The organism is Arthrobacter sp. ZGTC212 (genome assembly GCF_002929255.1).
Classification (GTDB): domain Bacteria; phylum Actinomycetota; class Actinomycetes; order Actinomycetales; family Micrococcaceae; genus Arthrobacter_B; species Arthrobacter_B sunyaminii.
On the sequence record NZ_PJIJ01000001.1, the window covers coordinates 1301834 to 1328511 of the forward strand.

Sequence of the window (26678 nt, forward strand, 5' to 3'; positions counted from 1 at the left end):
CGCCGGATCCTTGGTGCAGATAACGGGCGTAAACCGGGGCAGCGCGAATCCTTCGTGCAGATAATGGGCGCAAACATGCGAATTTGGCCGTTATGGGCCCGTGATCTGCACGAGAGATTTCGGCAAGCCCCGTGATCTGCACGAAGGATCCGTACGGAGGATCTGGTGTGCAGCTCGGCGGGTCTCTAGGGGTCGAGATCGCCATACGTGCACACCCAAGACACAGCAGAGGTGCCGGAGCAACATGCTCCGGCACCTCTGCTGCTGTTTGCCGACCGGCAGGGGTCAGCCTTGCCAGGCGCGAACGCTTACAGGTCCAGCAGCTCCACTCCGGCGTCTTCCAGCTCGGCGAGGGCGGCACGGGTATCCGCGCGGTCGATTCCGGCGCACAGTTCGGGGATGACATACGTGTCATAGCCGGCCGCGACGGCATCCAGCGCGGTGGCCCGGACGCAGTAGTCGGTGGTCAGGCCCACAATGACCACCTCATCGACGTCGTTCTCCCGAAGCCAGTCATCCAGGCTTACCGTTTCAGCCGGATCAACCGGTGCGGCGGCCGCGTCCAGATCGCCCGTAGGCACTTCGTCTTCCGGGGCAAGCACCCCTTCGAAGCCGGAATACGCGGCCTCGTACTGGCCTTTGCGGAAGAAGGCATCAATGTGTTCGGTGTCCAGGTCCGGGTGCGGGTTGGCTCCGGTTGTGCCGGCAACACAGTGCACCGGCCAGGACTCCTTGTAATCCGGGGTGTCGGAGAAGTGGGCGCCGGGCTCAATGTGCCAGTCCTGAGTGGCGGCCACAACGTCATAGCGGCCCAGCGTCGTCTCGATGTAGTCAGTGATGTCCGACGCCGTGTCGGCGCCGCCGGGAACGGCGAGAGGACCTCCTTCACAGAAGTCGTTCTGGACATCAACAACAATCAGGGCGCGCGTCATGCTTCCTCCTCGTATTCTGTCGGGATCACCGGTTCGCCGCGCTGCAGGCGGTGTACGGCATCGGGCAGTTCATCCAGTGACGCGGTGTGCCGTTTGACTGCACGCTCCACGCCTTCGGCCCCGGTCCAGCCGGGAAGGATTTCGCCGTCGGCAACGAACTGCTCCAGCAGGGGACGGTCATTGCCGTCATCCAGCGGACGGTGGCCAATGCCGATGACCTCTGCCGTGGCCGTTCCGTGCTCATTGAGCCGGCGCAGGGCGTACTTTCTCCCGCCGCGGGATGCCTTGTTCTTGGCTGCCTTGGCGACGGAGACAAACTCATGGTCGTCCCCTTCCCGGCTGACGAGCTTATAGACCATGCCGGCGGTCGGAGCCCCGGACCCGGTGACCAGGGAGGTTCCCACACCGTAGGCGTCCACCGGTGCAGAAGCCAGGGCGGCAATGGCGTATTCGTCCAGGTCCGAGGTCACCATGATGCGGGTTTCCGTGTTGCCGAGGTCATCCAGCAGCTCCCGAACCCAGCGGGCCTGGGCCACCAGGTCACCGGAATCCAGCCGGACGCCGCCAAGTTTCCGTCCCGCGACGGCGACGGCGTTGCGCACGCCGGCTTCGACGTCGTACGTGTCCACCAGGAGAGAAGTATTGGCGCCAAGGGAGCCCACCTGGGCTTCGAAGGCATCGCGCTCGGTGTCATGCAGGAGGGTGAAGGAGTGGGCTGCGGTGCCCACGGTCTTCAGGCCGTACCGGCGTCCCGCCTCCAGATTGGAGGTGCTGTCGAAGCCGGCGATGATCGCGGCGCGGGCTGCGGCGACGGCGGATTCCTCGTGCGTGCGGCGCGAGCCCATTTCGATGCAGGGGCGGCCGCCGGCAGCCATGACCATGCGGGACGCTGCCGAGGCGATGGCACTGTCATGGTTCAGGACCGAGAGCACCAGGGTTTCCAGGATGCAGGCTTCGGCGAAGGTGGACTCCACCGTAAGGATTGGCGAATTGGGGAAGTATGCCTCGCCCTCGGCGTAGCCGAAGATGTTGCCGGAGAACCGGAAGTCCGCCAGCCATTGAAGGGTAGGCCCGTCCACTACGGCGGTGTCCGCCAGGAACTGCAGCTGGTCCTCGCCGAAGCGAAAGGCCGTGAGGGCCTCAAGGATCCGGCCGGTGCCGGCCACCACGCCGTACCGCCGTCCGTCGGGCAGCCTGCGGCCGAAGACCTCGAACACTGATCGCCGGGAGGCCGTGCCCGAGTGCAGGGCGGCCTGCAGCATGGTCAACTCGTAATGGTCTGTATAGAGGGCGGCATTTGGTTGGCGCCACGTTGAAGGGCTGTTCACAGTCAAAACTCTATCCCCCGTTCGCTTATTGAGTAGAAGGCATCCGGTGGCGGTTCCGCAACCGGGTCCAACCTACAATTGGAGTCATGACGTTGAGCACTGCACCCGGCGCTGTCCTGAGCACTTCAGCGGGCACCGACACCCTCGAGCGTACCGATACGGAGTCCCTGGTTGGCAAGGATGTGCCGTGGGTGGTGATCGTGTGGAATGACCCGGTGAACCTGATGAGCTATGTCAGCTACGTGTTCCGCAGCTACTTCGGGTATTCGGAAGCCAAAGCCAACAAGCTCATGATGGAAGTGCACGAGCAGGGCAAATCGGTGGTTGCCGCCGGCTCCCGCGAGTCCGCGGAGCGCGACACCACGGCCATGCACTCCTTCGGCCTCTGGGCCACTTTTCAAAAGACCGACGAGCCCTAAACAGCGGTCCTCAACAGCGGCCAAAGCAGCACAGACCGGCACCGCCGGCGGATAGGAACAGACGTGGCTACCGGATTCAAATCCACCCGCAAGGGCATTTCGGCATCGCTGGATGCGGGGGAGCGGGAACTGCTGCGCAGCCTGTTTGCCGATGTGCTGAACATGCTGGAACCGGAGACCCCCGCCGATGCGGACCCGCTGGCTGCCATGGTGGGTTTGGACACGAGCGCACGTGTGCCGGATGACTCCGCGCTGCGCCGTCTGCTGCCGGACGGGGTGCAGGGCGACGACGGCGAAGCCCTGGAATTCCGCCGCCTCACCGAGCGCTCGCTGCGGGAAAACAAGACCGGGGCACTGCGGGCGGCGTCGGTGCATCTGGAGTCCAAGCAGCTGCTGCTCAACGCCGAGCAGGCCCAGTATTTTGCCCGTGCACTCAACGATGTGCGGCTGGTGCTGGCGGACCGGCTCGGGCTGGAGACCGATGAAGACACCGAGCGGCTGCACGGGATCACGGACCCCTCCCAGGCCAAGGACGTAGACGGCTATCTGGCCCTGGTTTACAACTTCGTCACCTGGCTCCAGGAGACACTGATGCAGGCCATGATTCGTTCCCTGCTGTGATCAAGAGCACGTTGTACTGAGTACGCGCCGGGGCCCGTGAGGGCTATTGTCGATACATTATGAGCTCTGACCCGGGTAACTCCACGCTGACGAAAGAACCGCTGAAGGACGCACAGCGCCAGGATGCACCCATTGGCATCTTCGACTCCGGAGTGGGCGGACTGACTGTTGCCCGCGCGGTGATCGACCAGCTGCCCAATGAGTCGATTCTTTACGTGGGTGACACCGCCAAGGGACCGTACGGCCCCCTGCCCATTGCCGAAGTCCGCGCCAATGCGCTGGGCGTGATGGACGAACTGGTGGATTCGGGCGTCAAGCTCCTGGTGATCGCGTGCAACACCGCTTCTGCCGCAGTGCTGCGGGATGCCCGCGAGCGTTACACCCGCCGCTACGGCATTCCTGTCATTGAGGTTATCCAGCCGGCGGTGCGGCGTGCCGTGGCGGCCACCCGCTCCGGCCGGGTGGGCGTGATCGGTACTGAAGCCACTGTGGGATCCCGCGCCTACGACGACACGTTCGCTGCGGCACCGCACCTTGAGATCGCGTCCGTGGCATGCCCGGCCTTCGTGCAGTTTGTGGAGGCCGGAGTCACTGCCGGCCCGGATCTGCTGGCCACCGCCGAAGAGTACCTTGCACCGCTGAAGTCCCGGGACGTGGACACGCTGGTGCTGGGCTGCACCCACTACCCGCTGCTGACCGGTGTGATCTCCTACGTGATGGGCGACGGCGTCACGCTGGTTTCCAGTGCGGAGGAGACCGCCAAGGACGTCTACCGGGCCCTCATTTCGCATAACCTGCAGCGCACCGCGGACACCGCCCCGCAGCACCATTTCGTGGCCACGGGGGACGCGGCGTCGTTTGAACTGCTCGCCCGCCGTTTCCTTGGCCCCGAAGTCCTCAGCGTTGAACACGTCGAGAACGTGGCCGCCCACTATCCAACCGGCAGCATGGCCCGGGTCACCCCGGAGATGGTTGCCGCAGCCCGCTCCATCCACCGCGAAAACGGAAGGCCGCACGGCGCCCTTCGGAACGGCACCTAAATGAAACTGACCATAGTGGGCTGCAGCGGATCCTTTCCCGGACCGGCCTCTCCCGCCTCCTGCTACCTCGTGACCGCCAATGACGGCGTGCGCGACTGGCGCATCCTGCTGGATCTGGGCAACGGTTCCATGGGTGCACTGCAGCGCTACATGGACCTGCGCGACATCGATGCGGTCCTGCTGACCCACCTGCATCCGGACCACTGCATGGATCTATGTGGCCTGCATGTGGCGGTGCACTGGGATCCGGCCGGCTGGAACCGGGACCGGATCCTTGTCTGGGGCCCCAGGGACACGGCGGACCGCATGGCCACCGCGTACGGGCTGCCCGCTGACCCGGGCATGCATGAGGACTTTGAGTTTCACCACTGGACCAGCGGCGAGCCGGTGACCATCGGCCCCTTCACGGTCACGCCGTATCCGGTGCGGCATCCCGCGGACGAAGCATATGCGCTGCGGGTCCAGGCCACCGGCGTCGACGCCGAAGGCAATCCCGTGGTCCACACCCTGGCCTATTCCGGAGACACGGATTCCTGCGCAGGCTTGGAGGAGGCCGCCCGCAACAGCGACGTCTTCCTCTGCGAGGCAGCTTTCCATGAAGGCCGCGATGACGCCATCGAGGGTGTTCACCTGACCGGAAGGCGGGCCGGTGCCGCCGCTTCCGCCGCCAACGCGCGCCGGCTGCTGCTCACCCACCTTCCGGTGTGGAATGACGCAACCGTGTCCGTTGCCGAGGCCCGGGAAACCTACGCGGGAGACCTGGCGGTCGCCGTCGCGGGCGTCTCCTACGACGTAGGCAGTCCCTTCACCGTGCCGCTGGCCATGAATCCGGGGGTTCTGCCGGCCGGTTAGGCCCGCGGGAAGCCTTATCGATGAGCCCCGCCGGTCAGGCGGGTCCGGAGGGAGCCGGCCGATAGACTGGGCTCATGACTACAGCAGCAAACAATGCCTCTTCCACGCCTTCCGCAGGCTCCGCCGTCGTCCGTTCCGACGGCCGCACCCCCGACCAGCTGCGCGACATCACCATCACCCGCGGCTGGTCCAAGCAGGCGGAAGGTTCGGCGCTGATCGAGTTCGGCAACACCAAGGTGCTGTGCACCGCGTCCCTGACCGCCGGTGTTCCGCGCTGGCTCAAGGGCGAGGGCAAGGGCTGGGTCACTGCTGAATACGCCATGCTGCCGCGTGCCACGAATACCCGCAATGACCGCGAATCGGTCAAGGGCAAGCTCGGCGGCCGCACACACGAGATTTCCCGGCTGATCGGCCGCTCGCTGCGCTCCATCATCGATACCAAGGCCCTCGGCGAGAACACCATCGTCCTGGACTGCGATGTCCTGCAGGCCGACGGCGGCACCCGCACCGCCGCGATCACCGGCGCCTACGTGGCACTCGCCGATGCCCTGACATGGGCCAGGGACAACAAGCTGATTGCCCGCAACGCCCAGCCCCTGCTGGACACCGTGGCAGCCATCAGCGTGGGCATCATCGACGGTGTGCCCATGCTGGACCTGCCCTATGTGGAAGACGTCCGGGCCGAAACCGACATGAACGTGGTGGTCACCGGTTCCGGCAAGTTCGTAGAGGTGCAGGGCACCGCTGAAGGTGCACCGTTTGACCGCGACGAGCTGAACGCCCTGCTGGACCTGGCCCTGCTGGGTACGTCCGAGCTGGCCGAAATCCAGCGCCGTACCCTGGGTGAATCGCGCGGGGACAACGAGTGAGCACCGGCGTTCCCGCCGGCGCCAGGCTCGTCCTGGCCACCCGGAATGCCGGCAAGCTGCGGGAACTGCGCGAACTGCTGCGCGGACGGATCGAGGGACTCGACGTCGACACCCAGGTGATTGATGCCGCCGCCGCAGGAGTTCCCGACGTTCCCGAAACCGGTGTGACCTTCGAGGCCAACTCGCTGCTTAAGGCCCGAGCCGTGGCGGAGGCAACAGGTCTGGCGGCCATCGCCGACGATTCCGGCCTGGCCGTGGACGTCCTGGGCGGAGCCCCGGGTATCTTCTCCGCCCGCTGGTCCGGACGGCACGGGGACGACGCCGCCAATCTGGACCTGCTGCTGGCGCAGCTGTCGGACATAGCGGACGAGCACCGAGGGGCAGCCTTCGTCTGCGCCGCGGCCCTGGCCCTGCCCGGCGGACACACCGTGGTGGAGCGGGCCGAGCTGCGTGGGACGCTTCTCACAGCACCGCGCGGAAACGGCGGCTTCGGCTATGACCCGATCCTGCGCCCGGAGGGATATGACCGCAGCTGCGCGGAGCTCTCGCCGGAGGAGAAAAACGCCATCAGCCACCGCGGACAGGCCTTCCGGGCCCTGCTCCCGGCGATCGTGGCGGCCCTGGTCTAAGGCCGCCCAGGGGGACGGCGGGCAGGTCCCTGCCGTGCCCCCGTTCCGGCCCCGGCCACGCCGGTAAAACCCGATGAGCAGGCTGCCGCGCAGTGTCGGGTTTTCACCGGGGGCCCTCCGTAAGGCAGAATTGGGGTCAATATGACTACACAGATCCTTGCCTCAGTTGCCACCGCCAATACCGACGGATCGGCGCTGGGAGGGGTCGCTGACTGGGCCGTCAACGTCATGGAGACCATTGGTGCTCCCGGCGCGGGCCTGGCTATCGCCCTGGAGAACCTCTTTCCGCCGCTGCCCAGCGAGGTGATCCTGCCCCTGGCCGGATTCACCGCCAGCCAGGGCAACTTCTCGATCATCGAAGCCCTGATCTGGACCACCCTCGGCTCCGTCGTGGGTGCCTGGGCACTGTACGGACTTGGTGCCTGGCTGGGCCGGAACCGGATGCGTGCCTTGGTCTCGAAGGTTCCCCTCGTGGACCTGGAGGACGTGGACAAGGTGGAGGCCTGGTTCAACCGCCACGGTTACAAGGCGGTGTTCTTTGGCCGGATGATTCCCATCTTCCGCAGCCTCATCTCCATTCCGGCCGGCATTGAACGGATGCCCATCTGGAAGTTCCTGGGCCTGACCACGGCGGGCAGCCTGATCTGGAACGCCATCTTTGTCTTTGCCGGGTTCTACCTGGGCGAGAGCTGGCACGTGGTGGAGGAATACGCCGGGATCTTCCAGAAGATCGTCATCGTGGCGTGCGTCCTGGTTGCTGCGTGGTACGTGGTGAGCAAGGTCCGCTCGCACCGGCGCAAGAAGGCAGCCCCTCCGGTGCAGCCGGTGGACGGCGAATAGGCTCCCCGGCCCCCTGCCGCAGCGCCTTATCAAAGGACCGCAGCACCGTCTGCCTTCACAGGCGTGTGTCTGCACAGAACCCGCTTGAACAGAACTAAGGAACCGATCACCGCGTGGGAATTGAATTCACGGCCATCGACTTCGAAACGGCCAACGGATTCAGGGGCTCGCCCTGTTCGGTGGGACTGGTCAAGGTGCGGGGCGGCGTCATCGTTGATGAAGTGTCCTGGCTGATGCGGCCGCCGGCCGGCCATGACTTTTTCGATCCACGCAACACCCGCATCCACGGCATCAAAGCCCCGATGGTGGCCGGCGCCCCCCGCTTTGGGGAGCTGTTTCCGGAGATCGGCGCGTTCATCGGCGAGGACCTGCTGGTGGCCCACAACGCCGCCTTTGACATGGGGGTCATCCGCTCCGCACTGGAGGTCTCCGACCTGCCCGGACCGGCCTATGACTACACCTGTTCCGTGGTGCATTCCCGCCGGACCTATTCCCTGGTGTCGCATTCCCTGCCGTTCGCGGCCGAGGCCGCGGGCGTACCGTTGAAGAACCACCACGACGCCGTGGAGGACGCCCGGGCCTGCGCGGGGATCATGCTGGACATCGTGCGCCGCAGCGGCGCCCCGGACATGCCCGGCTTTTTCGCCGTCCAGGGCATGGTGCCGTCCCGGCTGCCTGCCTACATCCCCGGCGTCGACGCCCTGTCAAAGGCAACCCGGGCTGCACTGGAACGCGGAACCGGCACGGAAACCAAGGCTGCCGCCACCGGATGGGCAGGCTGGCCGGTGGAAGGGGAGAACCCGCCGCCCAACCTCCTCGCTGACAGCAGCCACCCGCTGTACGGACAAACCGTGGTGTTCAGCGGAAACCTCGGCATGTCCCGCGAGTCGGCCAAGAAGCTTGCCGCTGATCTTGGTGCCAAGCCTGCGTCCAACGTCACCCGGGCCACCACCGTGCTGGTAATGGGAGACGGCTTTGAAGCCGGGGACCTGCGCAACGGCGTCCTGACGGGCAAGGCCCGCCGGGTCCTGGACCTGCACGGCAAGGGCCAGTGCATTGAGGTGCTGTCCGAACCGGAGTTCCTGCGCATGATCGACGGGACCTGGCCCGGAACGCTCCGGCAGGCTTAGCCCTGCTTAGCCCGCGGTGGTTGCGGCGGTAAACTGCCGGGCCAGTTCCTCAATAACCTCGCGGCCGTCCAGGGCGGCCAGCCATTCTTCCGGCAGCGCTTCGGTGCCGTACAGCGTGCCCAGGATGTTGCCGGTGACGGAGCCCGTGGAGTCGCTGTCGCCGTCGTGGTTCACGGCCAGTGCCAGGGCTGCACGGAAATGTTCCTGCGGCGTGGCGGCTGACGCCGTCGCCAGGGCCGCATAGAGGCCGATCGCCAGCGCTTCTTCAGCCACCCACCCTTCGCCCAGGGTGCTGGTCAGCTCCTCGGGCGGGACAGGGCCGGACCGGGCCAGGGACACGGCGGCGGCCAGCCGCTCTGCCAGCTCGGGCACTCCGCTTTCCCCGGCCCGCTCCAGCGCCGTCTCTGCGGCGTCCTGCAGGGAAGCCGCCGGATCCAGAAGGTCGTGGATCAGGGTCGAGAACACTGCCGCGCTGTGCAGCGCCGACGGATGCCCGTGCGTGAGTGCTGCCGCATCTTCGCTGAGCCGGTAGACCATTGCGGTCTCCACATAGGGCAGCAGCCCAAAAGGCGCCGAACGCATCACCGTTCCGCAGCCCTTGGAATCCGGATTGACCGGCCGGAACTTGGTGCCCATGTCCGGGCCCGACAGTCCGGACAGGCAGGCATTCCCCGGCGCGCGGCGGTGGTGGAGCACGGCCTGGGAATCAATCCATCGGGCCGGAGGGCTGGGCGCCCCCGGATCTAGCGCGACGCCCTGGGTCTTCAGCCAGCGCAGATAGGCCAGCCACAGGCAGGCTGTTTCGTCGGCTCCCAGGCCTGCGTTGGCCCATTCCAGCGCTTCCAGGAGTCCGTCCACCGTGTAGAGGGTCATCTGGGTGTCGTCGGAGAACAGAACAGGAGCCGGCAGGACGGAAAAGTCCCGGAGGCCGTCCGGACCGAAGGCGCTGCGGATCTCAGGCAGGCGGGAAAACTCCACCGCATAGCCCAGCGCATCACCCAGGGCTCCGCCCAACAGGCAGCCGAGCACTTTTCCTGACTGGCCATTGCGCGGATGATGGGAGGAAGCCGCGCCGGACCCGCTGAGAGAAGGGTCAGGGGCAGATGACTGTTCAGGGTTCAAGCTCACGGTTCCAGCATATCGAGCATGCAGGCCCAGCGAGTCCCCAGCTGGTTCACAGCGGGAAATGGAAAGCTGGGTTAGTTTGCTTTGCTTCGGAAGAAGCTAAGCTCCGCCAACGAGGAAGAGGACACCTTTGCCAATGAATCCCGAGCCCATCTCCGCCGGCGGCGCGCGCGCCGCAGAACCCGCCGCCCATACCGCACCCCGCAAGCGGCTGCACAGCTACGGGCTGCTGGGCCGCAGCATCGCGGAGGGCGTGGGATCGTTTCTGCTGGTCTTCGCAACAGCCGTGGCGATCTTCAGCGGAACCGGAGGAGTTTCTTCCCCGCTGGGTGTCGGGCTCGCCGCCGCCGCCGCCATGGTTGCCTTCGGCTACGTGTCCGGAGGACACTTCAACCCGGCCATTAGCCTGGGCAGCGCCGCTGCCGGCCGCACATCGTGGAAAGCACTTCCCGTCTATGTCGTGGCACAGCTCATCGGTGCGCTCCTGGCCTACCTGATCCTGTGGGTCCTCTTTCAGGGCCATCCTGAGCTGACTGACACACGCCAGATCTTCAGCGTGCTGGCCAACGGCTACGGCACCGATTACCAGCTGGGATTCCCGCTCGCCAGCGCACTGCTCGCCGAGGTGGTGGCCACCGCACTGCTGGTTGCCGTGTTCCTGGGCGCCTCCGCCCGCCGGATTCCCGCTGTCTCGGCGGCCTTCGCCGTCGGCGTGACCTACGCGGTCCTGCTCAGCATTCTGGCCCCGATCACCGGAGGCTCCCTGAACCCGGCCCGTTCCACCGCCGCAGCCATCTTTGCGGGCGGCGATTCCCTGGAGCAGCTGTGGCTGTTCTGGGCTGCCCCGGTTTTGGGTGCCCTGATTGCCGGACTGATCTACCGCAGCGTCCACCTGAGCGTGTCCGATGCGCAGCGCGGTGACGACACAGACGAGGATGCGGACTTGCTGGCCGACGAGGCTGACGAGGCTGACGGGGCTGACGATGCCAATCAGCTCGATAACGCCGACGTTGAGGAGGCCAAGGCACAGCACCCGTCCGGCACCGCAACGGGAACGGTGGCGGGCGCATCAGCCGCGGCACCGACGAAGATGTCCCGGGAAAACGACGACGACGCCCGCGGATTCTTTGACGGCGACGACGACGGCGGCCGCCCGGGTACCGGTCGGCGCTAAACCGGGCACCGGGACACGCCGGGGCTGCCTCGGCTCCGTCCCCTTAGCTCACCGCCAACGCCCGCCCCTCCCGCCGTCCTGCGGCGCACAGGGGTGGGCGTTGTCATGTCCGGGGTGTCCGGGGAGTGTCAGTGCAGCGATGTAGTTTTGTTGGTATGCGAATACTGCACACCTCCGATTGGCATTTGGGCCGTTCCTTCCACGGAGTGGGGATGCTCAGCGCCCAACAGCAGTTCATCGACCGGCTCGTGGAGACGGTCCGTGAGCGGGAGGTGGACGCGGTCCTGATCGCCGGAGATGTCTACGACCGCGCACTCCCGGGGGTCGACGTCGTCCGCCTGCTGGATTCGGCCCTGGACCGCATCACCGCTGCCGGCGCAAAAGTCATCCTCTCCAGCGGCAACCATGATTCCGCGGCCCGCCTCGGCTTCGGCAGCCGCATCTTCGAGCGCGGCGGCGTGTACCTGCGGACCCGGATCACTGAGATTCCGGACCCGGTCCTGCTGGAAACCGGCGGTCCACCCGTGGCGGTCTACGGCATCCCCTATCTTGAACCGCGCCTGGCTGCGCCGGAGCTGGGAGTGGACACCCCGCACCACGAAACCGTCATCGGCGAAGCCGTCCGCCGGATCCGGGAGGATGTGCAGCGCCGGGCCGCGGACGGAACGCCGGTGCACCCCGTGGTCATGGCGCATGTCTTCGCCAGCGGCGGCATCACCACGGACAGTGAGCGGGACCTCACCGTGGGCGGGGTGGGTGCCGTGCCGCTGGACCTCTTTGACTCGTTCGCCTACACCGCCCTGGGCCACCTGCACGGCCGGCAGGAACTGAGCCCGTCCGTCCGTTACAGCGGCTCTCCGCTGCCGTACTCCTTCTCCGAGGCACGCCAGCAGAAGGGCGGACTGATGGTGGAGTTCGACGCCGGCGGCCTGGCTTCGGTGGAACCTGTCCTGTGGCCTGCCCCGCGCCGGCTGGCGGTCCTGCGGGGGACGCTGGAGCACCTGCTCGCAGATCCCGGCCTCGCTGACGCCGAAGACGCCTACTGCCAGATCACCCTGACCGACGACGAACGTCCCGCCAAAGCCATGGAACGGCTGCGCACCCGCTTCCCGGACACTTTGGTGCTGTCCTTTGATCCGGCGTCCGGGCCGCGCACAGCCAACCAGACGTACAGCCAGCGGCTGGCCCGGGCCACGGATGACCTGGAGATCTGCTGCGGGTTCCTGGACCATGTCCGCTCCCGGCAGGCGGACGAGCAGGAGAAGAAGCTCTTCGCCGAAGTCCTGTCCAAGGTCCAGTCAGCGGAGGCTGCACAGTGAGGATCCACCGGCTGGAAATCCAGGCCTTCGGACCGTTCGCGGACCGGCAGGTCATCGACTTCGATGAGCTCGGCGCCCACGGACTGTTCCTGCTCAACGGCCCCACGGGTGCGGGAAAAACCAGCATCCTGGACGCCATTTGCTATGCCCTGTACGGATCCGTTCCCGGTTCCCGGCAAACCTCCAAGCGGCTGCGCAGTGACCATGCAGCACCGGACACCGCCCCGGAGGTCCTGTGCGAGTTCAGTTCCGGCGACCGCCGCTTCGAAGTGGTGCGCACCCCGGCCTGGGACCGTCCGGCCAAGCGCGGCGCGGGCAAGACCGTGCTCGAGCAGGCGAAGACCACCCTCCGCGAGCTCGTAAACGGGGAGTGGGTCCAGAAGACCGCACGCAATGATGAAGCAGGCGTCGAGATCAGGGCCCTGATGGGCATGGACAAGGAGCAGTTCACCCGCGTGGTTCTGCTGCCGCAGGGCGACTTCGCAGCCTTCCTGCAGGCCGACGCCGCCAGCAGGTCCGCGCTGCTGCAGAAACTGTTCGGCACCACAAGGTTCGAGAACATCGAAGCCCAGCTCAAGGCGGATCTAGCCGTAGCCGAGCGCGAGATGAACGCCGCCCGTGCCGAAAGCGAGCATGTGATGCGCCGGGCGCGCGATGAAATGGAGCGCTGGGCGGAGAGCACTGCCGGGGATGCGGACGGCGCGGCCCCGGACACAGGCGGGGACGCGGAAGCAGATCAGCCCGGAACCGGAGAGGCGGCCGGGGTGGAAGAATTCCGCCGGCTGCTTGCTGCGCGTACGGAGGCTGCACGGGAAGAGCACACCGTCCTTGCCGCTGCACTGCGGGAAGCGGAGCACACACGTTCGGACGTGGAAGCGCGCCGTGCCCGCGGAATTGCCCGGGAACAGCTCGAACGTGATGAACAGGCTCATGCCGCCCGCCGGGATGAAGTGGAACCTGTGCGCGATGCCCTCGAACGGCACCTTCGTGCCGAGTCATTGAGCGGCTTCGTCCGCGCCGTCGATACCGCCCGGGAACGGCTTCGGGTTCGGGAGGAAACGGCGGGGCAGGCACAGGAGGCGCTGCTGGGGCATGCTCTGGCAGCAGGGTTCGGGCTCACCGAAACGGCAGCGGCGGAAGGCGACTTTGCGCCGGTGCTGCTTGCCGCCGAGGACCGGTTGACCGCGGAGCTTGGCGCCGCCGAAGCTGCGCTGGCCGAGGAAGAACGCATCGGCGACCTGAAAGCGGAGCTCACTGACGCGGTTAACCGGGGCAGTACCAGCCGGGCCGCGGCCGCTGCAGCCGAGGCCGCGGGGGAGACACTCCGCGCCGAACAGTCCGAGGTGACCCGGGAACTGGAATCGCTTCGGCAGCAGGCCTCCCGGCAGGAAACCGCGCAGAACGAGGTGGACCGGGCGCGTGCCCTGACACATGCCATCAGCGAGTACGCGCATGCCTCTGTCACCGCTGCAGAGTCCGAAGCGGAGGCGGCACGCCTGCGCGGAACCTACCAGGACCTCCGCCAGGCATGGCAGGACCTGCAGCAGCGCCGGTTGGATCAAGCAGCAGCGGAGCTGGCGGGACGGCTGGAGGACGGGAAGGGCTGCCCGGTCTGCGGCAGCAGCGTTCATCCCGCCCCGGCTGCCCTGCCCGACGGCGAAAACGCCGTCACCAAGCAGGACGAGGATGAGGCACGCCGGCTCACCCGGTCCGCGGAAGCCGCGTTCGAAGCCGCACGGCTGCGCGCGGACAAGGACAACCGCCGCCTCGCCGAACTGCGGATCCAGGGCGGTGACGGGGATGCGGAGTCAGCCAAGGCACAGGAAGAAGCAGCGGAGAGTGCCCTGGCGGCGGCTGTGGCTGCTGCCGCAGCACTGGACACCGCCGTCGCGCGCTGCGCGGAGCTGACCCAAAAATTGGACGACCTTGCCGAGGAAGCGGCCGCAGCGCTGGTTGCTGCGGCGCAGGCGCAGGAGCAGCAGCTGTCGGCAGAGCGCCGGATCGCCGATTTCACCGGCCGTGTGCAGGCTGCCCGCGACGGTTTCGCGACACTCGCCGAGAGAGTGAACTGCCTTGCCGGGCTCCGCACCCTCATCAGTGCGGCGCGGCGATCCCTCGCCGAGCTGCAGACAGCGCGGGACAACGCAGCCGAGGCCGACGACGACCTGGCTGCCCGGCTGCGGGATTCCGACTTCGACACCGTTCAGGATGTGCGCGGAGCCCTGTTGGATGAGGGAACCGCCGCCGACGCCAAACTCACCGTGAGCCGGTACGACCAGGAGGGCCAGCGGCTGGTTCTGCGCCGTGAAGGCGAGGACTCGGCAGCCGATGTGGACGGGGACGGCGAACCCCTTCCGGTGCCCGAAGAGGAGGATCTGGTCCTCGCCTCGGACGCCGCTGCGTCCGCCCGCACCCGACTGACGGAATGCTCGGTCCAGCTGGGTCTGCTGGAAGCATCCACGAAGGCGCTGCAGTCCTATGGAGTGGAACTGGCAGCGGCCGCCGAACGGATCCGTCCCCTGGAGGAGCGGTACAACCTTCTGCGCTCTGTCACCGACACAGCGCGCGGGGGAGGGGAGAACGGCTACAAGATGACACTGAGCACCTACGTGCTGGCTGCACGCCTGGAGCAGGTGGCCGCGGCCGCCACTGAACGGTTGTCAGCGATGACGGGCGGTCGTTATGCGCTGGTGCACAGCGACTCCACCGCCGGCAACAGGAAGTCCGGACTGGGCCTGCACGTCACTGATGCCTGGACCGGGCAGCACCGGGACACCTCCACTCTTTCGGGTGGCGAGAGCTTCATGGCATCTTTGGCCCTTGCTCTGGGCCTGGCCGACGTTGTCCAGCAGGAAGCAGGGGGTGTGAGCATCGAGACCCTGTTCGTTGATGAGGGTTTCGGCAGCCTGGACGAGACCTCCCTCGAACAGGTCATGGACGCACTGGAAGGGCTGCGCGACGGCGGCCGGGTAGTGGGGCTGGTCAGCCACGTGGCGGAAATGAAGCAGCGGATCGGGGCGCAGCTGCAGATCACCAAGGGGCGCAACGGGTCTTCCGTCCGCTTCTCTGCCGGGAACCCGGTGGGGGTGTAGGCCGCCCTGCAGAGATCCCGATGGGAAGGTAAGCTGGATGCGTAACCGGGTTCGGCGCATCGGGAGGGGGGACGATGCGCGATGCAACGTATCTGGACATCGCATGAGTAATAACTTGTCTTCCCCTTCCATCTCCCCTCAGGCTCCCGATCAGGACCCTGCTCCGGACCAGGCCGCCGCAGAAACTGCCGGCCGCTACGCCCGGATATTCGCAATGGCGGGCCGCGGTTTTGTCCCGGTCGCCTTCCTGGCCCGGCTTCCCCTGGCCATGCTGACCATCGGTGCCCTGACCCTGGTCACGAGTGTCACCGGTTCCTACGCCACCGGCGGTTTGGCTGCCGGTGCTGTCGGCATCGGCTCGGCCCTCGGCGCTCCCATCCTTGGCTATGTGGCCGACCGTGTCGGGCAGCGGCCGGTTCTGCTGACCGCCGCCGTCGTCAACCCGCTGGCCATCGCATTAACCCTGTACATGGCCTTTCAGCTGCCTGATGCTTCCACCCCCTACGCCGCGTTCGCCACCGCCTTTCTGATGGGGGCCACGTGCCCCCAGGTGGGTCCGCTCGCGCGTGTCCGCTGGATGGCCATGACGGCGGGGAAAAACTCCACGGGCACCCGGGACCTGGACACCGCTATGTCCTATGAAGGAACCGCGGATGAACTGAGCTTCGTCCTCGGTCCGGCGCTCGTCGGGCTGCTCGCCGCTGCCGTCGCACCCTGGCTCCCGCTGGCCATCGCCGCTGTCCTGACCCTGAGCATGGTCAGCGCTTTTGCCGTGCATCCCACGGTCCGCACCGTGGTTCCGGCCCGTGCTGCACGTGCAGCCCGCGAAGGGCGGGAAACCGCTGCCGCTGCCGCCGGCGAAGAGACCGCGCCCGCCGCCGTGGAGCCGCGGGCCGACTGGCTGCTCATTGCGCTCCCCGTCCTCGGCATGGTGGCCATGGGAACGTTCTTCGGCGGAACGCAAACCAGCCTCACCGCTTTCGGCGGACTCTTCGACATCTCCTCTGCCGCCGGCCTGCTGTACGCCGTTATGGGAATCAGCTCGGCCGCCGCAGCTCTGTCCGTGGCCTTCTGGCCCGAACGGTTCGGACCGGCAGCTCGGTGGATGGCCGCAGCCGCTGCCATGACGGCGTTCTCCGTGCTCCTCTTATTCCCCGCGGACATTCCCACCATGCTGGTGGCGCTCTTTGTTCTGGGCATTCCGGTGGGCCCCACCATGGTCAGCATCTTTGGTATTGGAGCGGTGGTTGCGCCCCGTCACCTGATGGGCACGGTCATGACCATGCTGGCCAGCGGAGTTGTTACCGGAACCGCGCTGGGTGCCGCCCTGGCCGGCCGGCTCGCGGACAGCCACGGTCACCAGGCGGCCTTCATGGTCACGGTGGGTGCGGCGGCTGCGCTGCTGGTGCTGAGCCTGGTCACCCGCTGGGCCGTCGCCTCGCGCCGCCGTCGCGCCTGACTGTCTCAGCGGTCCGGTTCCAACCCGGCCAGCGGCACGTTCCCACGGCGGCCGCAGCGGCCGGTTTGGGAACGGTGCGGCCCGGCCGCTGTCCCGTCCATGCTCAGGTGCCTTAGTATCGAAGGAAGCGCCGGAATAGTCGGCGGGAGCCGCAGCGGATGAGGAGACCCACCATGGGCAGCGAAAAGAACCCCAACGAGGACCAGTCCAAGGGCGGGGAGAAGACCACGGGTCCCGAGGGCACCATCCCCGACACCGAGGACGGCGTAGCCGCCGCGTCCACGGATGAGCCCTCGAATTTTGAGCCGGAGGAAGACCAGGAGTCGGCCGAAGGTTCCAAGTAGGACAGATGGAGAAAGCCCGGACCGACATGAATCGGTCCGGGCTTCTTTGTGCCGTTCGCTGGCCCCGCCCCGGCTCTTCTAAAGGCTGGGTGCGTGTGCCGGCGGCAGCGGAATGTAAATATTCCCGGTGGTGACTCCGCCGGTGACGGCGTCGTCAGGGCCGAAGTCTGCGGAAGCAACAGCATGCTGAAGGGCGTCGGACTCTGCGGCCAGAGCCCGGAGGGCGCCCGCCGCATCGTGGGCTTCGGGACGGGCCTCCACAGTCCTTGCCGTCATTGACTTCAACAGGTCCACCCACTCGGTGCCAAGGTCCGCCGGAATCTCCGGATCTCGGACCAGGCGTGCGACGGCGGACTCGACGGTAGGGCCCGGAAAGGCTTTTTCTCCGGTCAGGCATTCCAGAAGCACCAGGCCCAGGGAGTAGATATCGGTGCGCGGCTCAACCGCACCGCCCAGTGCCTGTTCCGGGCTCAAATAGTTTGCCGTGCCGATGGTCGCGCCGTGTGCGGTGGCCATTGTTGCGTCAGTCATTCGGGCGATGCCAAAATCCGTCAGCTTCGGGTAGAGCCGGGTGTCGTTTTCATCCTGCGGATACAGCAGGATATTCGCGGGCTTCACATCCCGGTGAATGACCCCGTTGGAATGCACATAATTCAGGGCATCTGCCAGGTCGGCGCCCAATGAGGCGGTTCCGGACGGCGTCAGCGGACCGGATTTGAGCGTTTTGCGAAGGTCAGGTCCGTCCACGAGCTCCATGACCAGATAGGTTGATGCCCGGCCGTCTTCCTCTTCGAAGGTGCCTGCATCGAGCAAAGTCACCAACCCGGGATGGTTCAGCGTGGCCAGCAGCAGCGTCTCGGTCTGCTGGCGGCGGAACTCATCGTCATCACTGACGTCGGGATGGAAGCGTTTGACGGCAACTTCCCGGTTTAGGTTCTCATCCACTGCGCGGTAAACCGAAGCAGCGCCGCCGGTGCCCAAAAGCTCAACGGTGCGGTACCGGTGCCCAAGGAGTACATCCACGGGTGTCCTCCTTGAGGTGAATCGACATAAAGAAGAAAGAGCGGCAGGCGGCATTCGGGTGTCAGTCCTGTCACGGATAACCGAATTAATCAGTAGCCTGATTAAAACGCTTCTGCTCTGCTCGCCAAATCATCATATCCTGCTGACTTAGCGGCAGTGCGCACCCCGTTGCCGGTTTTATCAACTCGTAATATGCCATCACGCACATGTTCCCCGGCGCCGGGGGAGGCGACGTTCAGGCAAGGAATGAGACAGCCGCCTGCTTAAAGGTTCGTGAGGTGACGGCGTTGGCATGGGTGCGGCCAGGCAGCAGGAGCACCTCCGCCTGACCGGACAGTTCTGCCAGCTCCGGGATGCCGGTTGCAAAAGTGTCGAGGTCGCCGGCCACGAGCAGCAGTGGCATCCGGGGAGCGGCACCGGCCGGAACAAACCGTTCTTCCTTGATCGCTTCCACCATTCCCAGCAAGGCTGCCATGTCGTTGCCGGGAATCACCTGTGCCATTCGCAGCAACTCGGCCGTGACGCCGTCGGCCGTCTCAGAGCGCCCGGCGAGGATCTCCCGTGCACCCGCCAGATCAAAATCGGCAAGCGGATCGCTGCTGCCCGGACCACCCAGGACCATGCGGTGCACCAGATCGGGCTGGGTGGCCCCAAGCTCCCAGGCCAGCCGGGAGCCCAGGGAATAGCCGACGATGTCCACGCCTGACGCCGGGTCGTCGTCGGCCAGCGGGAGAACGCCGGCATCCGTCAGCAACTGCAGCAAGTCCGCCCGGATACGGCTGGGCCGGTAGGCTGCCGGATCGGCAGGTGCAGCACTGCGCCCGTGTCCGGGCAGGTCCACGGTGATTACCGTTCTGCCGGCGGCGGTCAAAGTGTTCACCCAGCCCGTGTTGTGCCAGTTCAGCTGCGACGAGGAGGCGAAGCCGTGCAGGAGCAGCACCGGTCGCATTGGCCGTGCGCCGCCGCCGGGCAGGACAACTTCGGCAAACAGGCCGGGATTGATGCCTTCCACGGCTCGTACCTGCAGGGGGACAGGGGTTTCGGCCACGCCGGTACTCCAATGCTTGCTGGGTCCAGGGGAGACGGGTTCGATGTACGGGGATTCGTCGTCTTCAAAGCCGTCCCGAGAGATACGGTACGTCGATTTTCCCGGAAGTCCCCCTGCCGCGCCGCGCGGTGTGGTCCTTCACGGAAGGAGCCGCCGTGGCCGGCCCCTTCCGTGAAGTGCTGCGACGGCGCCCTTTTCATGGGCTCCAGGGGGCATTTCTACGACAGTCAACTGTTGGGAGAGTATTTCTGCCGGGTCGGTGAAGTCGGAAGCAGTGAGGACTGGCTTTTATTTTTTTACCGGGTATGGTCGAGGCTATCCGTATTTGTTCTTTCAGAGGAGCCTAAATTGTCAGGTAAATCCCCGCAGGGTTCAAACGAGAAAAAGCCCGGCAAGTCCATCAAGGACAAGCGGGCCGAAAAAAGGGCCAAGATGAGTGCCGAGTCGGAGCTCGCACCCAAGAAGCGCAAGGGTCACTAACGCCAGGGCCACTAGCGCCAGGGGCAGCGCGCAGCAGGCAGCTCCCCGGAACGCCCGCAGCCGCGAAGTTTTCAAGAAAGTTTCTTCGCGGCTGTTGGCCACGGGGCAATAATGCCGGCCCCATCAATGGCGAACTATTTCTTACGGCTTTTATGCCGCAGTGAGATTCTGGATATCTTTCCGTGGTGTTTGCTAATTGCTGCAAATCACCCGCACGCATAAACGCAATAATGCGGGCCCGGTGAATTTCAGCTATTTAAGCTGGCGGCCGGACTTCACTGCGCTGCGGTCCATGAGCCACGCGGCAAAAGACAGTGCGCAGGTCAGGGCGAGTGTGGCCAGCAGCTGAATCCGGACCGCCGGGTCCAGGAAGCCGAGCACCACAATGCCGGCCAGCAGGGCCAGCGCAAAGTAGGAAAGCCAGGGGAACGCCCACATCTTGAACCGCAGTTCCACGCCTGCGGATTCGGCACGGCGCCGCAGGATAATCTGCGAAACAATTGAAACGCCCCAGACCACCAGGCAGGTGGAGCCCACCAGGTTCAACAGGATCATGAGAACCGTTTCGGGGTACAGATAGTTCAGTGCCACCGTCAGGAAACCGAAAGCCACCGAGGCAGCCACGGCGGCACGGGGGACACCGCTGGCGCCCTTGCGGGCGAGCGCCCGGGGAGCCCTGCCGCGCTCAGCGAGTGAGAACACCATCCGTGAAGCGCCGTAGAGATTTGCGTTCAGCGCCGAGAGCAGGGCCACCACAATCACCACGGCCATCACAACGTCGGCACCCGGAACACGTGCCTCCGCCAGCGCGGCCACAAAGGGCCCGGTGCTCAGGGACTCGCTGTCCCACGGCAGGATCGTGACGATCACCAGGACTGACCCGATGTAGAAAACCAGGATGCGCCAGACCACCGAGGTGATGGCTTTGGCAATGTTGGTTTCGGGCTCCTCGGTGTCGGCGGCCGCGACGGCCACGATCTCGGTGCCTCCGAACGCGAAGACCACCAGCAGCAGTCCGGCGCCGACCCCGCTCCATCCGTGCGGCATGAAGCCGCCGTTGCCGGTCAGGTTGCTCAGCCCGGGAGCCGGAACGTTGGGCAGCCACCCGGCAATGAAGGCGACGCCGATGGCGAGGAACGCCACGATCGCCAATACTTTGAGCAGTGCAAACCAGTACTCAAACTCTCCGAAGCTGGCGACGCCGCCCAAATTGATGGCCGTAAACAGGCTCATGAACACCAGCGCCAGCAGCCACTGCTGGGAACCGGGCCACATGGAGGCAACAATTGCCGCCGCAGCCGTTGCCTCGGCGGCGATGACTATCACCAACTGCAGCCACCACAACCAGCCGATGGTCGTTCCGGCCGGGCGGCCGAGTGCCTTCTCGGCATATACGGAGAAGGCTCCGCTGCTGGGGTCTGCGGCGGCCATTTCGCCCATCATCCGCATGACGAGGATGACCATGGTGCCGGCAATCAGGAAGGACAGCAGAACCGCGGGTCCTGCCGCCTGGATTCCGGCGCCGGAACCGACAAACAGTCCGGTGCCGATGGCGCTGCCCAGGCTCATGAAGACCAAATGGCGGGGGCGCATCTTGCGCACGGTGGGAGATCCAGACGGTGCCGGTGCGGCTGGTCCGGTTGAACCGGTCGCGGACGTTCGGGTGGTCATGAAAAAAGACACCTTTGAAGTTGGGGATGCCGTGAAGAGTGGAGTGCCGAAAACCGGCCGCGGCCATAGCTAACCATCTTATGCCGTGAGTGCACGTCGCTCAGTATGCGTATGATTTGTGCCACTATGCTTGCAGTTTGCACAGCAGTTCGCCGTGCGGGGGAAGGAAAGCATGCCCACAGATGCCTTGGACGCACGCATTATTGCGTTGTTCACTGACGAGCCCCGGATGTCCGTCCTTGAAGCCTCGCGCACGCTGCAGGTGGCCCGCGCCACCGTGCAGGCAAGGTTGGACCGAATGCAGAAGGCGGGAGTCATTTCCGGATGGGGGCCGCGGATTGATCCGGCGGCACTGGGCTACTCGGTGCTTGCCTACTGCTCGCTGACCATCAGCCAGGACATTGGCCACGATGCCGTGGTTGCCGCTCTGGCCCGTATCCCGGAGATCCAGGAGATTCACACCGTCTCCGGCGAGAGCGATCTGCTGGCCCGGGTCGCCGCCCGCTCCAACTCGGACCTCCAGCGCGTCATAGATTCCATCGTGGCGACACGCACCATTGTGCGGTCCTCATCCGTGATCGTGCTGAACACGCATTTTGACGGCCGGACCCTACCGCTGCTGGAGGCGGCGTCCGGCGCGGACCCGGCCGAGCAGCAGGCTGCTGATCCTGCCTAATCCTTGGTTCCCGTGCTACAAATGCCGCATGGAGCTGCAGTCCGCCACGATACGGAACATCCAATTCGCCTGGTCCCGGATTCTGGACATCGACGAAGAAGAGATGGCGGACGCAAGTACCCGGACGTACCGTGAAAGCAGGGACAGCCCGCTGCTGATGTTCGTTTCACTGTTCGGAAAGGGCGTGCTGGTGGGGCCGGCGTGGGCGATGGCCGCGGCACGCACCCTGACCGACGCCCAGCTGGCCCGGCACTCCGTCCTGCTGGAATTGAGTCGCAGGCCCTGGGAGAAGCCTCCCTCTTCTTTTGCGATACCGTGCCCCCGGCCGCCGATCCTTCGCTGCCGGTGAGCCTGGGACGCAATGACGCGGTCATGCTCGAAAGTGCCTGCCTGCCTGAGGATGCGGAGGAAGCTGGCCTCAGCGGCACTGAGCACGTCTGGATCCTCATGGATGGCAGGGACAGCCCGGCCCGGCCGGTCGCCGGCGCCGGCTATAACGTCTGGGCAGGCGCACTCGCTCACATGGGAGTCCTCACTGCCCCGGGTGAAAGATTCCGCGGACACGCTTTGCGTGTCTCCCAGCTGGCCGCGGAGGCAGCCATCACTGCTGGCCTCATCCCGCAGTGGCGTGCCCGGACGGACAACGCTGCGTCCTGCCGGACGGCCCTGCGGGCGGGCTTTGTCCATGCCGGCAGCCAGACAAGCGTCATCCTTCCGTCCGCAGGGACCTGATCCGGCCCGCAGTCAAATGTGACACACCTCGCACGCCTTTGGTCCGAAATGAGTTAGAGTCATCCTGACTTTTACTCTTTCCTCCAGGCTTTGGCCCGGGGGACCGGCCGGAAAGGGCCCAGTGGTTTACCAGCATCCGGCGCACAGATACGCGAACGTTTCCGAACGGGCACGGCAGCCCCCGGCACTGGCCATCTCCACCGTCATCTTTGCTCTCCGCCCGGACCCCGACACCGGACGCCCCGCATTGTGGCTGCCGCTGGTGCGCCGCATCCGCGAGCCGTTCCGCGGCCTGTGGGCGCTGCCCGGCGGACCGCTGGGCGCAGGCGAGTCCCTGCAGGAGGCAGCAGCCGGCAACCTGGCGCAGACCACCGGACTCGCACCGAAGTATTTGGAGCAGCTCTATGCCTTCGGCGGGACCGACCGGTCGCCGTCGCCGCGGGTGGTATCCATCGTCTACTGGGCCCTCGTGCAGCCCGACGAAGCAGCTTTGTCCCGGGAGGATGACAACGTCCGCTGGTTTCCGGCCGCCGCGGTGGGGGAGCTGGCCTTCGACCACAACGAGATTGTGGAGTACGCCCTGTGGCGGCTGCGCAACCGGATGGAATACGGCTCCATCGCCTATGCCTTCCTGGGCGACACCTTTACCCTGGCGCAGCTGCGGGAAGTCTACGAAGCCGTGCTGGGCCGCGAGCTGGAACCGGCCAATTTCCGGCGCCAGCTGCGTGCAGCCGCGGACATCGAAGCCACGGACCAGTATTTGCAGGGCGGCAGGCACCGTCCGCCGCGCCTGTACCGCTACACCGGAGCGCTCCTGACCGGACAACCCGAAACACCGGCGGACCCGCCAGCCCGGACCAACCCAGCAACGGAGCACTAACCCATGAGTAATGCCCCCGGTACCTCGACGCCCAGTGTCGCCACGGCCGTTGAACTGATTTTTGCCGCAGCTGCCGCCAACGGACAATCCTCGACATCCACCTGCACGCCGGCTCTGGCCATGCCGCCGTGGGAATTCGACGGCGCCCGGCTGCCGGACTACGGTCCCGGCGCCTCGATGCATGATCCTGCGCCCCCCGCCACGCCCCGGCAGGGCAGCCTGCCGGAGGAATACCGGCAGGCGTCCGACGCCGAGCTGCACCGGCGGATCGAAGCCGCCAAGGAAAAGCTCGGCGGGCGTGCCGTCATTCTGGGCCACTTCTACCAGCGGGACGAAGTGATCCGCCACGCGGACTTTGTGGGTGATTCCTTTCAGCTGGCCAAGGCGGCGAAGTCCAGGCCCGATGCCGAGGCCATCATCTTCTGCGGCGTCCACTTCATGGCTGAAACCGCTGACCTGCTCTCCGGACCGGACCAGGCCGTGGTGCTGCCCAATCTCGCCGCCGGCTGCTCCATGGCGGACATGGCGGACATTGATTCGGTGACCGCGTGCTGGGACCAGCTCACCGAACTCTTCGGGTCAGAGCCCGACGACGACGGCCGGCTTCCCGTCATCCCGGTCACCTACATGAACTCCTCGGCCGCGCTGAAGGGTTTCTGCGGCGAGAACGGCGGCATTGTCTGCACCTCATCCAACGCCGCAGCCGTGCTGGAATGGGCCTTCGAACGCGGGCGCCGGGTGCTCTTCTTCCCGGACCAGCACCTGGGCCGGAACACCGCCAAGGCAATGGGGATCCCGCTGGAGGCCATGCCTACGTGGAACCCCCGGCTGGCGCTGGGCGGAAACACCGTGGAGCAGCTGCGCCAATCACGGGTGCTGCTGTGGAACGGCTTCTGCTCGGTACACAAACGCTTCACCGTAGCCCAGATCGAAAAGGCCCGCGCCGACTTCCCCGGAGTGCGGGTGATCGTGCACCCGGAATGCCCCATGCCCGTGGTGGACGCCGCCGATGAGGCAGGCTCCACCGACTACATCCTTAAGGCCATCGACGCCGCCCCGGACGGCAGCACCTTTGCCATCGGCACCGAAATCAACATGGTCAACCGGCTGGCGGCGCAGTATCCCCAGCACACCATCTTCTGCCTGGACCCGGTGATCTGTCCCTGCTCCACGATGTACCGGATCCATCCCGGCTACCTAGCCTGGGTGCTGGAGGGCCTGGTCCGGGGCGAGGTCCTGAATCGGATCACGGTTCCCGCCACCGTTGCCGTGCCGGCCCGCACCGCGCTGGAACGGATGCTGGCGGCACGACCGTGATCGCCGTCGTCGGCGCCGGAATTGCCGGGCTGATGGCCGCCCTGAGTGCGGTGCAGGAGGACCCGACGGCCGAAGTAACCGTGCTCGCCAAGGGTACGGTGCAGCAGTCCAACACCTGGGTGGCGCAGGGCGGAATCGCCGCCGTCGTGCCGGAAGCTGCGGCCTCCGGGGACACGGCAGACGCGCACGCGGCGGATACGCTGGCCGCCGGTGCCGGGAGGGGCGACGCCGAAGCGGTGCGGGTTCTCTGCTCGGCAGCCGGCGAACAGATCCGCCGCCTGCTGGAACTGGGCACACCCTTTGACCGTGATCCGGCGGGGGTGCTGGCGCTGGGCCGGGAAGCGGCGCACTCGGCCGGGCGGATCCTGCATGTCAACGGCGACAGCACCGGAGCCGGCATTGCCGCAGCGCTGCTGCAGGCCGTGGCCGCGGAACCGCGGATCGCCGTCGCGGAGCACGTCTTTGCCGCCGGACTGCTGCTCGAACAGGGCGGCGTCACTGGAGTAAAGGTGCTCCGGAACGGAGTGCTGGTTCCGCTCGCGGCCGACGCGGTGATCCTCGCAGCCGGGGGAGCGGGCGCCCTGTACGCGCACACCACCAATCCGGAATCGGCAACGGGCGACGGCGTGGCCCTGGCGGCCGGTGCCGGTGCCGCGGTGCAAGATCTTGAGTTTTTCCAGTTTCATCCCACCTCGCTGGACGTGCCGGGGAATCCGCTGATTTCCGAGGCGGTCCGCGGCGAGGGGGCGGTACTGCGCAATGCCGCGGGGGAACGTTTCCTGCTGGCCGGCCTGGCTGCCCGGGCCGCCCACCCGGACGCTGAACTGGCTCCGCGCGACGTCGTCTCCCGGGCCGTCAGCGCCTATCTGCTGGATAGCGGGGAACCGTGCGTCTGGCTGGATGCCACCGGTGTTGCAGCCGCCCGCGGTCCCGGGTATCTGGCCCGGCGCTTTCCCGGCCTGGACGCCATGACCCGAAGTCACGGGTTGGACTGGGAACGGGACCTGCTGCCCGTGGTTCCCGCTGCCCACTACTGGATGGGCGGAGTGTCCACCGATCTCTGGGGCCGCACCACGGTGCCCGGGCTGTACGCCGCCGGCGAGTGTGCCTGCACCGGTGTGCACGGCGCAAACCGGTTGGCCTCCAATTCGCTGCTGGAGGGACTGGTATTCGGCGCCCGGGCCGGCGCCGCTGCGGTGGCGGACGGGCAAACCGGGGCCTTTCCCACGGCCCTGCCCACTGTCTTGCCCGCCTCCGGACCGGCCGCGGAAGGGGAAACTCCCGTCCCCGGCGACGAAGATCCTGTCCCCGGGGACGCGGGCCGGAAGGAGCCTGCTTTTAGCCGTGCTGCCCTTCAGGAACTCATGTCCGCCCGGGCCGGGGTGCTGCGCAGCGCCGACGGGCTGGCTGCCGCCGCCGCCCAGGTCGCCCGCTGGCAGCGGGACGCGGCGGGGAGCACGGTAACGAACCTTTTGGCACCGGAAGTGCGGGTGCTGGAAGACGCGAACCTGCTGACCTGCGCACGGCTGCTCCTGGCCGCTGCACGGCGGCGCACCGAATCCGTGGGCGCCCACTACCGGACCGACGCCGGGATCCGCCCGGCTGAGGAAGCCGCCGGCCTGCAAGCCGCCGGCGACACCCTGCACCTCACCGCATGAGCTCCCCGAAGGGAAACACC

Annotated in this window: 26 protein-coding genes; 20 read left to right on the forward strand and 6 right to left on the reverse strand. The window is 66.4% G+C overall.

Annotation, left to right across the window (positions count from 1 at the left end):
- Window positions 1-308 precede the first annotated feature (308 nt).
- A complete protein-coding gene (locus CXQ89_RS06300; RefSeq protein ID WP_104160588.1) occupies window positions 309-932 on the reverse strand; it encodes an isochorismatase family protein in 624 nt (207 codons plus the stop codon).
- Window positions 929-2260 carry a nicotinate phosphoribosyltransferase gene (locus CXQ89_RS06305; RefSeq protein WP_104053656.1) on the reverse strand — a complete coding sequence of 444 codons (1332 nt, stop codon included), beginning with the start codon at window positions 2258-2260 and terminating at the stop codon, window positions 929-931. The genes CXQ89_RS06300 and CXQ89_RS06305 overlap by 4 nt, the downstream gene beginning before the upstream one ends.
- A gap of 86 nt (window positions 2261-2346) precedes the next feature.
- Between CXQ89_RS06305 and clpS the strand changes: the two genes are divergently transcribed.
- The 8 genes from clpS (at window position 2347) to CXQ89_RS06345 (ending at window position 8660) form a co-directional block, all read left to right on the forward strand.
- Window positions 2347-2679, forward strand: a complete 333-nt coding sequence (gene clpS, locus CXQ89_RS06310) for an ATP-dependent Clp protease adapter ClpS (protein WP_104052433.1) — start codon at window positions 2347-2349, stop codon at window positions 2677-2679.
- A 63-nt stretch (window positions 2680-2742) separates the two neighbouring features.
- Window positions 2743-3300 (forward strand): DUF2017 domain-containing protein, encoded by a 558-nt coding sequence (locus CXQ89_RS06315; RefSeq protein ID WP_104052432.1) that lies wholly within the window; start codon window positions 2743-2745, stop codon window positions 3298-3300.
- A gap of 59 nt (window positions 3301-3359) precedes the next feature.
- The gene (gene murI / locus CXQ89_RS06320; protein ID WP_104052431.1) at window positions 3360-4340 is read left to right on the forward strand and encodes a glutamate racemase; all 981 of its coding nucleotides are present in this window, start codon (window positions 3360-3362) and stop codon (window positions 4338-4340) included.
- The gene (locus tag CXQ89_RS06325) at window positions 4341-5192 is read left to right on the forward strand and encodes an MBL fold metallo-hydrolase (protein ID WP_104052430.1); all 852 of its coding nucleotides are present in this window, start codon (window positions 4341-4343) and stop codon (window positions 5190-5192) included.
- A 74-nt stretch (window positions 5193-5266) separates the two neighbouring features.
- Complete coding sequence (gene rph / locus CXQ89_RS06330) at window positions 5267-6061, forward strand: ribonuclease PH (protein WP_104160589.1); 795 nt, start codon at window positions 5267-5269, stop codon at window positions 6059-6061.
- Window positions 6058-6690 (forward strand): RdgB/HAM1 family non-canonical purine NTP pyrophosphatase, encoded by a 633-nt coding sequence (gene rdgB / locus CXQ89_RS06335; protein WP_104160590.1) that lies wholly within the window; start codon window positions 6058-6060, stop codon window positions 6688-6690. Before rph ends, rdgB begins: the two co-directional genes overlap by 4 nt.
- Before the next feature lie 141 nt (window positions 6691-6831).
- Window positions 6832-7530 carry a DedA family protein gene (locus CXQ89_RS06340; protein WP_104052427.1) on the forward strand — a complete coding sequence of 233 codons (699 nt, stop codon included), beginning with the start codon at window positions 6832-6834 and terminating at the stop codon, window positions 7528-7530.
- A gap of 113 nt (window positions 7531-7643) precedes the next feature.
- Window positions 7644-8660, forward strand: coding sequence for an exonuclease domain-containing protein (locus CXQ89_RS06345; protein ID WP_104160591.1), 1017 nt, complete (start codon window positions 7644-7646; stop codon window positions 8658-8660).
- A 6-nt stretch (window positions 8661-8666) separates the two neighbouring features.
- Here CXQ89_RS06345 and CXQ89_RS06350 read toward each other — a convergent pair whose 3' ends face one another.
- Window positions 8667-9788, reverse strand: a complete 1122-nt coding sequence (locus tag CXQ89_RS06350) for an ADP-ribosylglycohydrolase family protein (RefSeq protein WP_374952973.1) — start codon at window positions 9786-9788, stop codon at window positions 8667-8669.
- A gap of 133 nt (window positions 9789-9921) precedes the next feature.
- Between CXQ89_RS06350 and CXQ89_RS06355 the strand changes: the two genes are divergently transcribed.
- The 5 genes from CXQ89_RS06355 to CXQ89_RS18315 all read left to right on the forward strand — a co-directional run bounded on the left by CXQ89_RS06355 (window position 9922) and on the right by CXQ89_RS18315 (window position 17173).
- Window positions 9922-10959 (forward strand): MIP/aquaporin family protein, encoded by a 1038-nt coding sequence (locus tag CXQ89_RS06355; protein ID WP_104160593.1) that lies wholly within the window; start codon window positions 9922-9924, stop codon window positions 10957-10959.
- A gap of 155 nt (window positions 10960-11114) precedes the next feature.
- Window positions 11115-12278 carry an exonuclease SbcCD subunit D gene (locus tag CXQ89_RS06360; RefSeq protein WP_104160594.1) on the forward strand — a complete coding sequence of 388 codons (1164 nt, stop codon included), beginning with the start codon at window positions 11115-11117 and terminating at the stop codon, window positions 12276-12278.
- A complete protein-coding gene (locus CXQ89_RS06365; protein WP_104160595.1) occupies window positions 12275-15370 on the forward strand; it encodes an AAA family ATPase in 3096 nt (1031 codons plus the stop codon). Before CXQ89_RS06360 ends, CXQ89_RS06365 begins: the two co-directional genes overlap by 4 nt.
- Before the next feature lie 103 nt (window positions 15371-15473).
- The gene (locus CXQ89_RS06370; protein WP_104052421.1) at window positions 15474-16829 is read left to right on the forward strand and encodes an MFS transporter; all 1356 of its coding nucleotides are present in this window, start codon (window positions 15474-15476) and stop codon (window positions 16827-16829) included.
- Window positions 16830-17002: 173 nt separating this feature from the next.
- The gene (locus tag CXQ89_RS18315) at window positions 17003-17173 is read left to right on the forward strand and encodes a hypothetical protein (RefSeq protein ID WP_181032240.1); all 171 of its coding nucleotides are present in this window, start codon (window positions 17003-17005) and stop codon (window positions 17171-17173) included.
- A 78-nt stretch (window positions 17174-17251) separates the two neighbouring features.
- Here the strand turns inward: CXQ89_RS18315 and CXQ89_RS06375 are convergent, their stop codons facing one another.
- Together CXQ89_RS06375 and CXQ89_RS06380 are read right to left on the reverse strand one after the other, a co-directional pair.
- A complete protein-coding gene (locus CXQ89_RS06375) occupies window positions 17252-18196 on the reverse strand; it encodes a serine/threonine-protein kinase (RefSeq protein ID WP_104052420.1) in 945 nt (314 codons plus the stop codon).
- A gap of 235 nt (window positions 18197-18431) precedes the next feature.
- The gene (locus CXQ89_RS06380; RefSeq protein WP_258059898.1) at window positions 18432-19244 is read right to left on the reverse strand and encodes an alpha/beta fold hydrolase; all 813 of its coding nucleotides are present in this window, start codon (window positions 19242-19244) and stop codon (window positions 18432-18434) included.
- Between the two features lie 348 nt (window positions 19245-19592).
- Here CXQ89_RS06380 and CXQ89_RS18780 point away from each other — a divergent pair, with 348 nt between their 5' ends.
- On the forward strand, window positions 19593-19724 hold the full coding sequence (locus CXQ89_RS18780) for a hypothetical protein (RefSeq protein WP_258059900.1): 132 nt from the start codon (window positions 19593-19595) through the stop codon (window positions 19722-19724).
- Window positions 19725-19976: 252 nt separating this feature from the next.
- On the opposite strand, the gene CXQ89_RS06390 is transcribed toward CXQ89_RS18780, so the two are convergent.
- A complete protein-coding gene (locus CXQ89_RS06390) occupies window positions 19977-21395 on the reverse strand; it encodes an amino acid permease (RefSeq protein ID WP_372434182.1) in 1419 nt (472 codons plus the stop codon).
- A gap of 172 nt (window positions 21396-21567) precedes the next feature.
- Between CXQ89_RS06390 and CXQ89_RS06395 the strand changes: the two genes are divergently transcribed.
- The 6 genes from CXQ89_RS06395 to nadB all read left to right on the forward strand — a co-directional run bounded on the left by CXQ89_RS06395 (window position 21568) and on the right by nadB (window position 26658).
- A complete protein-coding gene (locus CXQ89_RS06395; protein ID WP_104052419.1) occupies window positions 21568-22071 on the forward strand; it encodes an Lrp/AsnC family transcriptional regulator in 504 nt (167 codons plus the stop codon).
- A gap of 28 nt (window positions 22072-22099) precedes the next feature.
- On the forward strand, window positions 22100-22420 hold the full coding sequence (locus CXQ89_RS06400) for a hypothetical protein (protein ID WP_104160597.1): 321 nt from the start codon (window positions 22100-22102) through the stop codon (window positions 22418-22420).
- Entirely contained in the window at window positions 22387-22803 is a 417-nt protein-coding gene (locus CXQ89_RS06405) for a GNAT family N-acetyltransferase (protein WP_104160598.1), read from the forward strand. The genes CXQ89_RS06400 and CXQ89_RS06405 overlap by 34 nt, the downstream gene beginning before the upstream one ends.
- A 121-nt stretch (window positions 22804-22924) precedes the next feature.
- Window positions 22925-23683, forward strand: a complete 759-nt coding sequence (locus CXQ89_RS06410; RefSeq protein WP_104160599.1) for an NUDIX domain-containing protein — start codon at window positions 22925-22927, stop codon at window positions 23681-23683.
- Window positions 23684-23686: 3 nt separating this feature from the next.
- On the forward strand, window positions 23687-25000 hold the full coding sequence (nadA, locus tag CXQ89_RS06415; protein ID WP_104160600.1) for a quinolinate synthase NadA: 1314 nt from the start codon (window positions 23687-23689) through the stop codon (window positions 24998-25000).
- Window positions 24997-26658 carry an L-aspartate oxidase gene (gene nadB, locus CXQ89_RS06420; RefSeq protein ID WP_258059901.1) on the forward strand — a complete coding sequence of 554 codons (1662 nt, stop codon included), beginning with the start codon at window positions 24997-24999 and terminating at the stop codon, window positions 26656-26658. Before nadA ends, nadB begins: the two co-directional genes overlap by 4 nt.
- The last annotated feature ends 20 nt before the right edge of the window (window positions 26659-26678 follow it).

Bases quoted from the DNA above. Each gene is read 5' to 3' on its own strand.
- CXQ89_RS06300 (WP_104160588.1), bottom strand. From the start codon at position 932: ATGACGCGCGCCCTGATTGTTGTTGATGTCCAGAACGACTTCTGTGAA.
- clpS (WP_104052433.1), top strand. From the start codon at position 2,347: ATGACGTTGAGCACTGCACCCGGCGCTGTCCTGAGCACTTCAGCGGGC.
- murI (WP_104052431.1), top strand. From the start codon at position 3,360: ATGAGCTCTGACCCGGGTAACTCCACGCTGACGAAAGAACCGCTGAAG.
- CXQ89_RS06325 (WP_104052430.1), top strand. From the start codon at position 4,341: ATGAAACTGACCATAGTGGGCTGCAGCGGATCCTTTCCCGGACCGGCC.
- rph (WP_104160589.1), top strand. From the start codon at position 5,267: ATGACTACAGCAGCAAACAATGCCTCTTCCACGCCTTCCGCAGGCTCC.
- CXQ89_RS06340 (WP_104052427.1), top strand. From the start codon at position 6,832: ATGACTACACAGATCCTTGCCTCAGTTGCCACCGCCAATACCGACGGA.
- CXQ89_RS06355 (WP_104160593.1), top strand. From the start codon at position 9,922: ATGAATCCCGAGCCCATCTCCGCCGGCGGCGCGCGCGCCGCAGAACCC.
- CXQ89_RS06360 (WP_104160594.1), top strand. From the start codon at position 11,115: ATGCGAATACTGCACACCTCCGATTGGCATTTGGGCCGTTCCTTCCAC.
- CXQ89_RS06370 (WP_104052421.1), top strand. From the start codon at position 15,474: ATGAGTAATAACTTGTCTTCCCCTTCCATCTCCCCTCAGGCTCCCGAT.
- CXQ89_RS18315 (WP_181032240.1), top strand. From the start codon at position 17,003: ATGGGCAGCGAAAAGAACCCCAACGAGGACCAGTCCAAGGGCGGGGAG.
- CXQ89_RS06390 (WP_372434182.1), bottom strand. From the start codon at position 21,395: ATGACCACCCGAACGTCCGCGACCGGTTCAACCGGACCAGCCGCACCG.
- CXQ89_RS06395 (WP_104052419.1), top strand. From the start codon at position 21,568: ATGCCCACAGATGCCTTGGACGCACGCATTATTGCGTTGTTCACTGAC.
- CXQ89_RS06400 (WP_104160597.1), top strand. From the start codon at position 22,100: ATGGAGCTGCAGTCCGCCACGATACGGAACATCCAATTCGCCTGGTCC.
- nadA (WP_104160600.1), top strand. From the start codon at position 23,687: ATGAGTAATGCCCCCGGTACCTCGACGCCCAGTGTCGCCACGGCCGTT.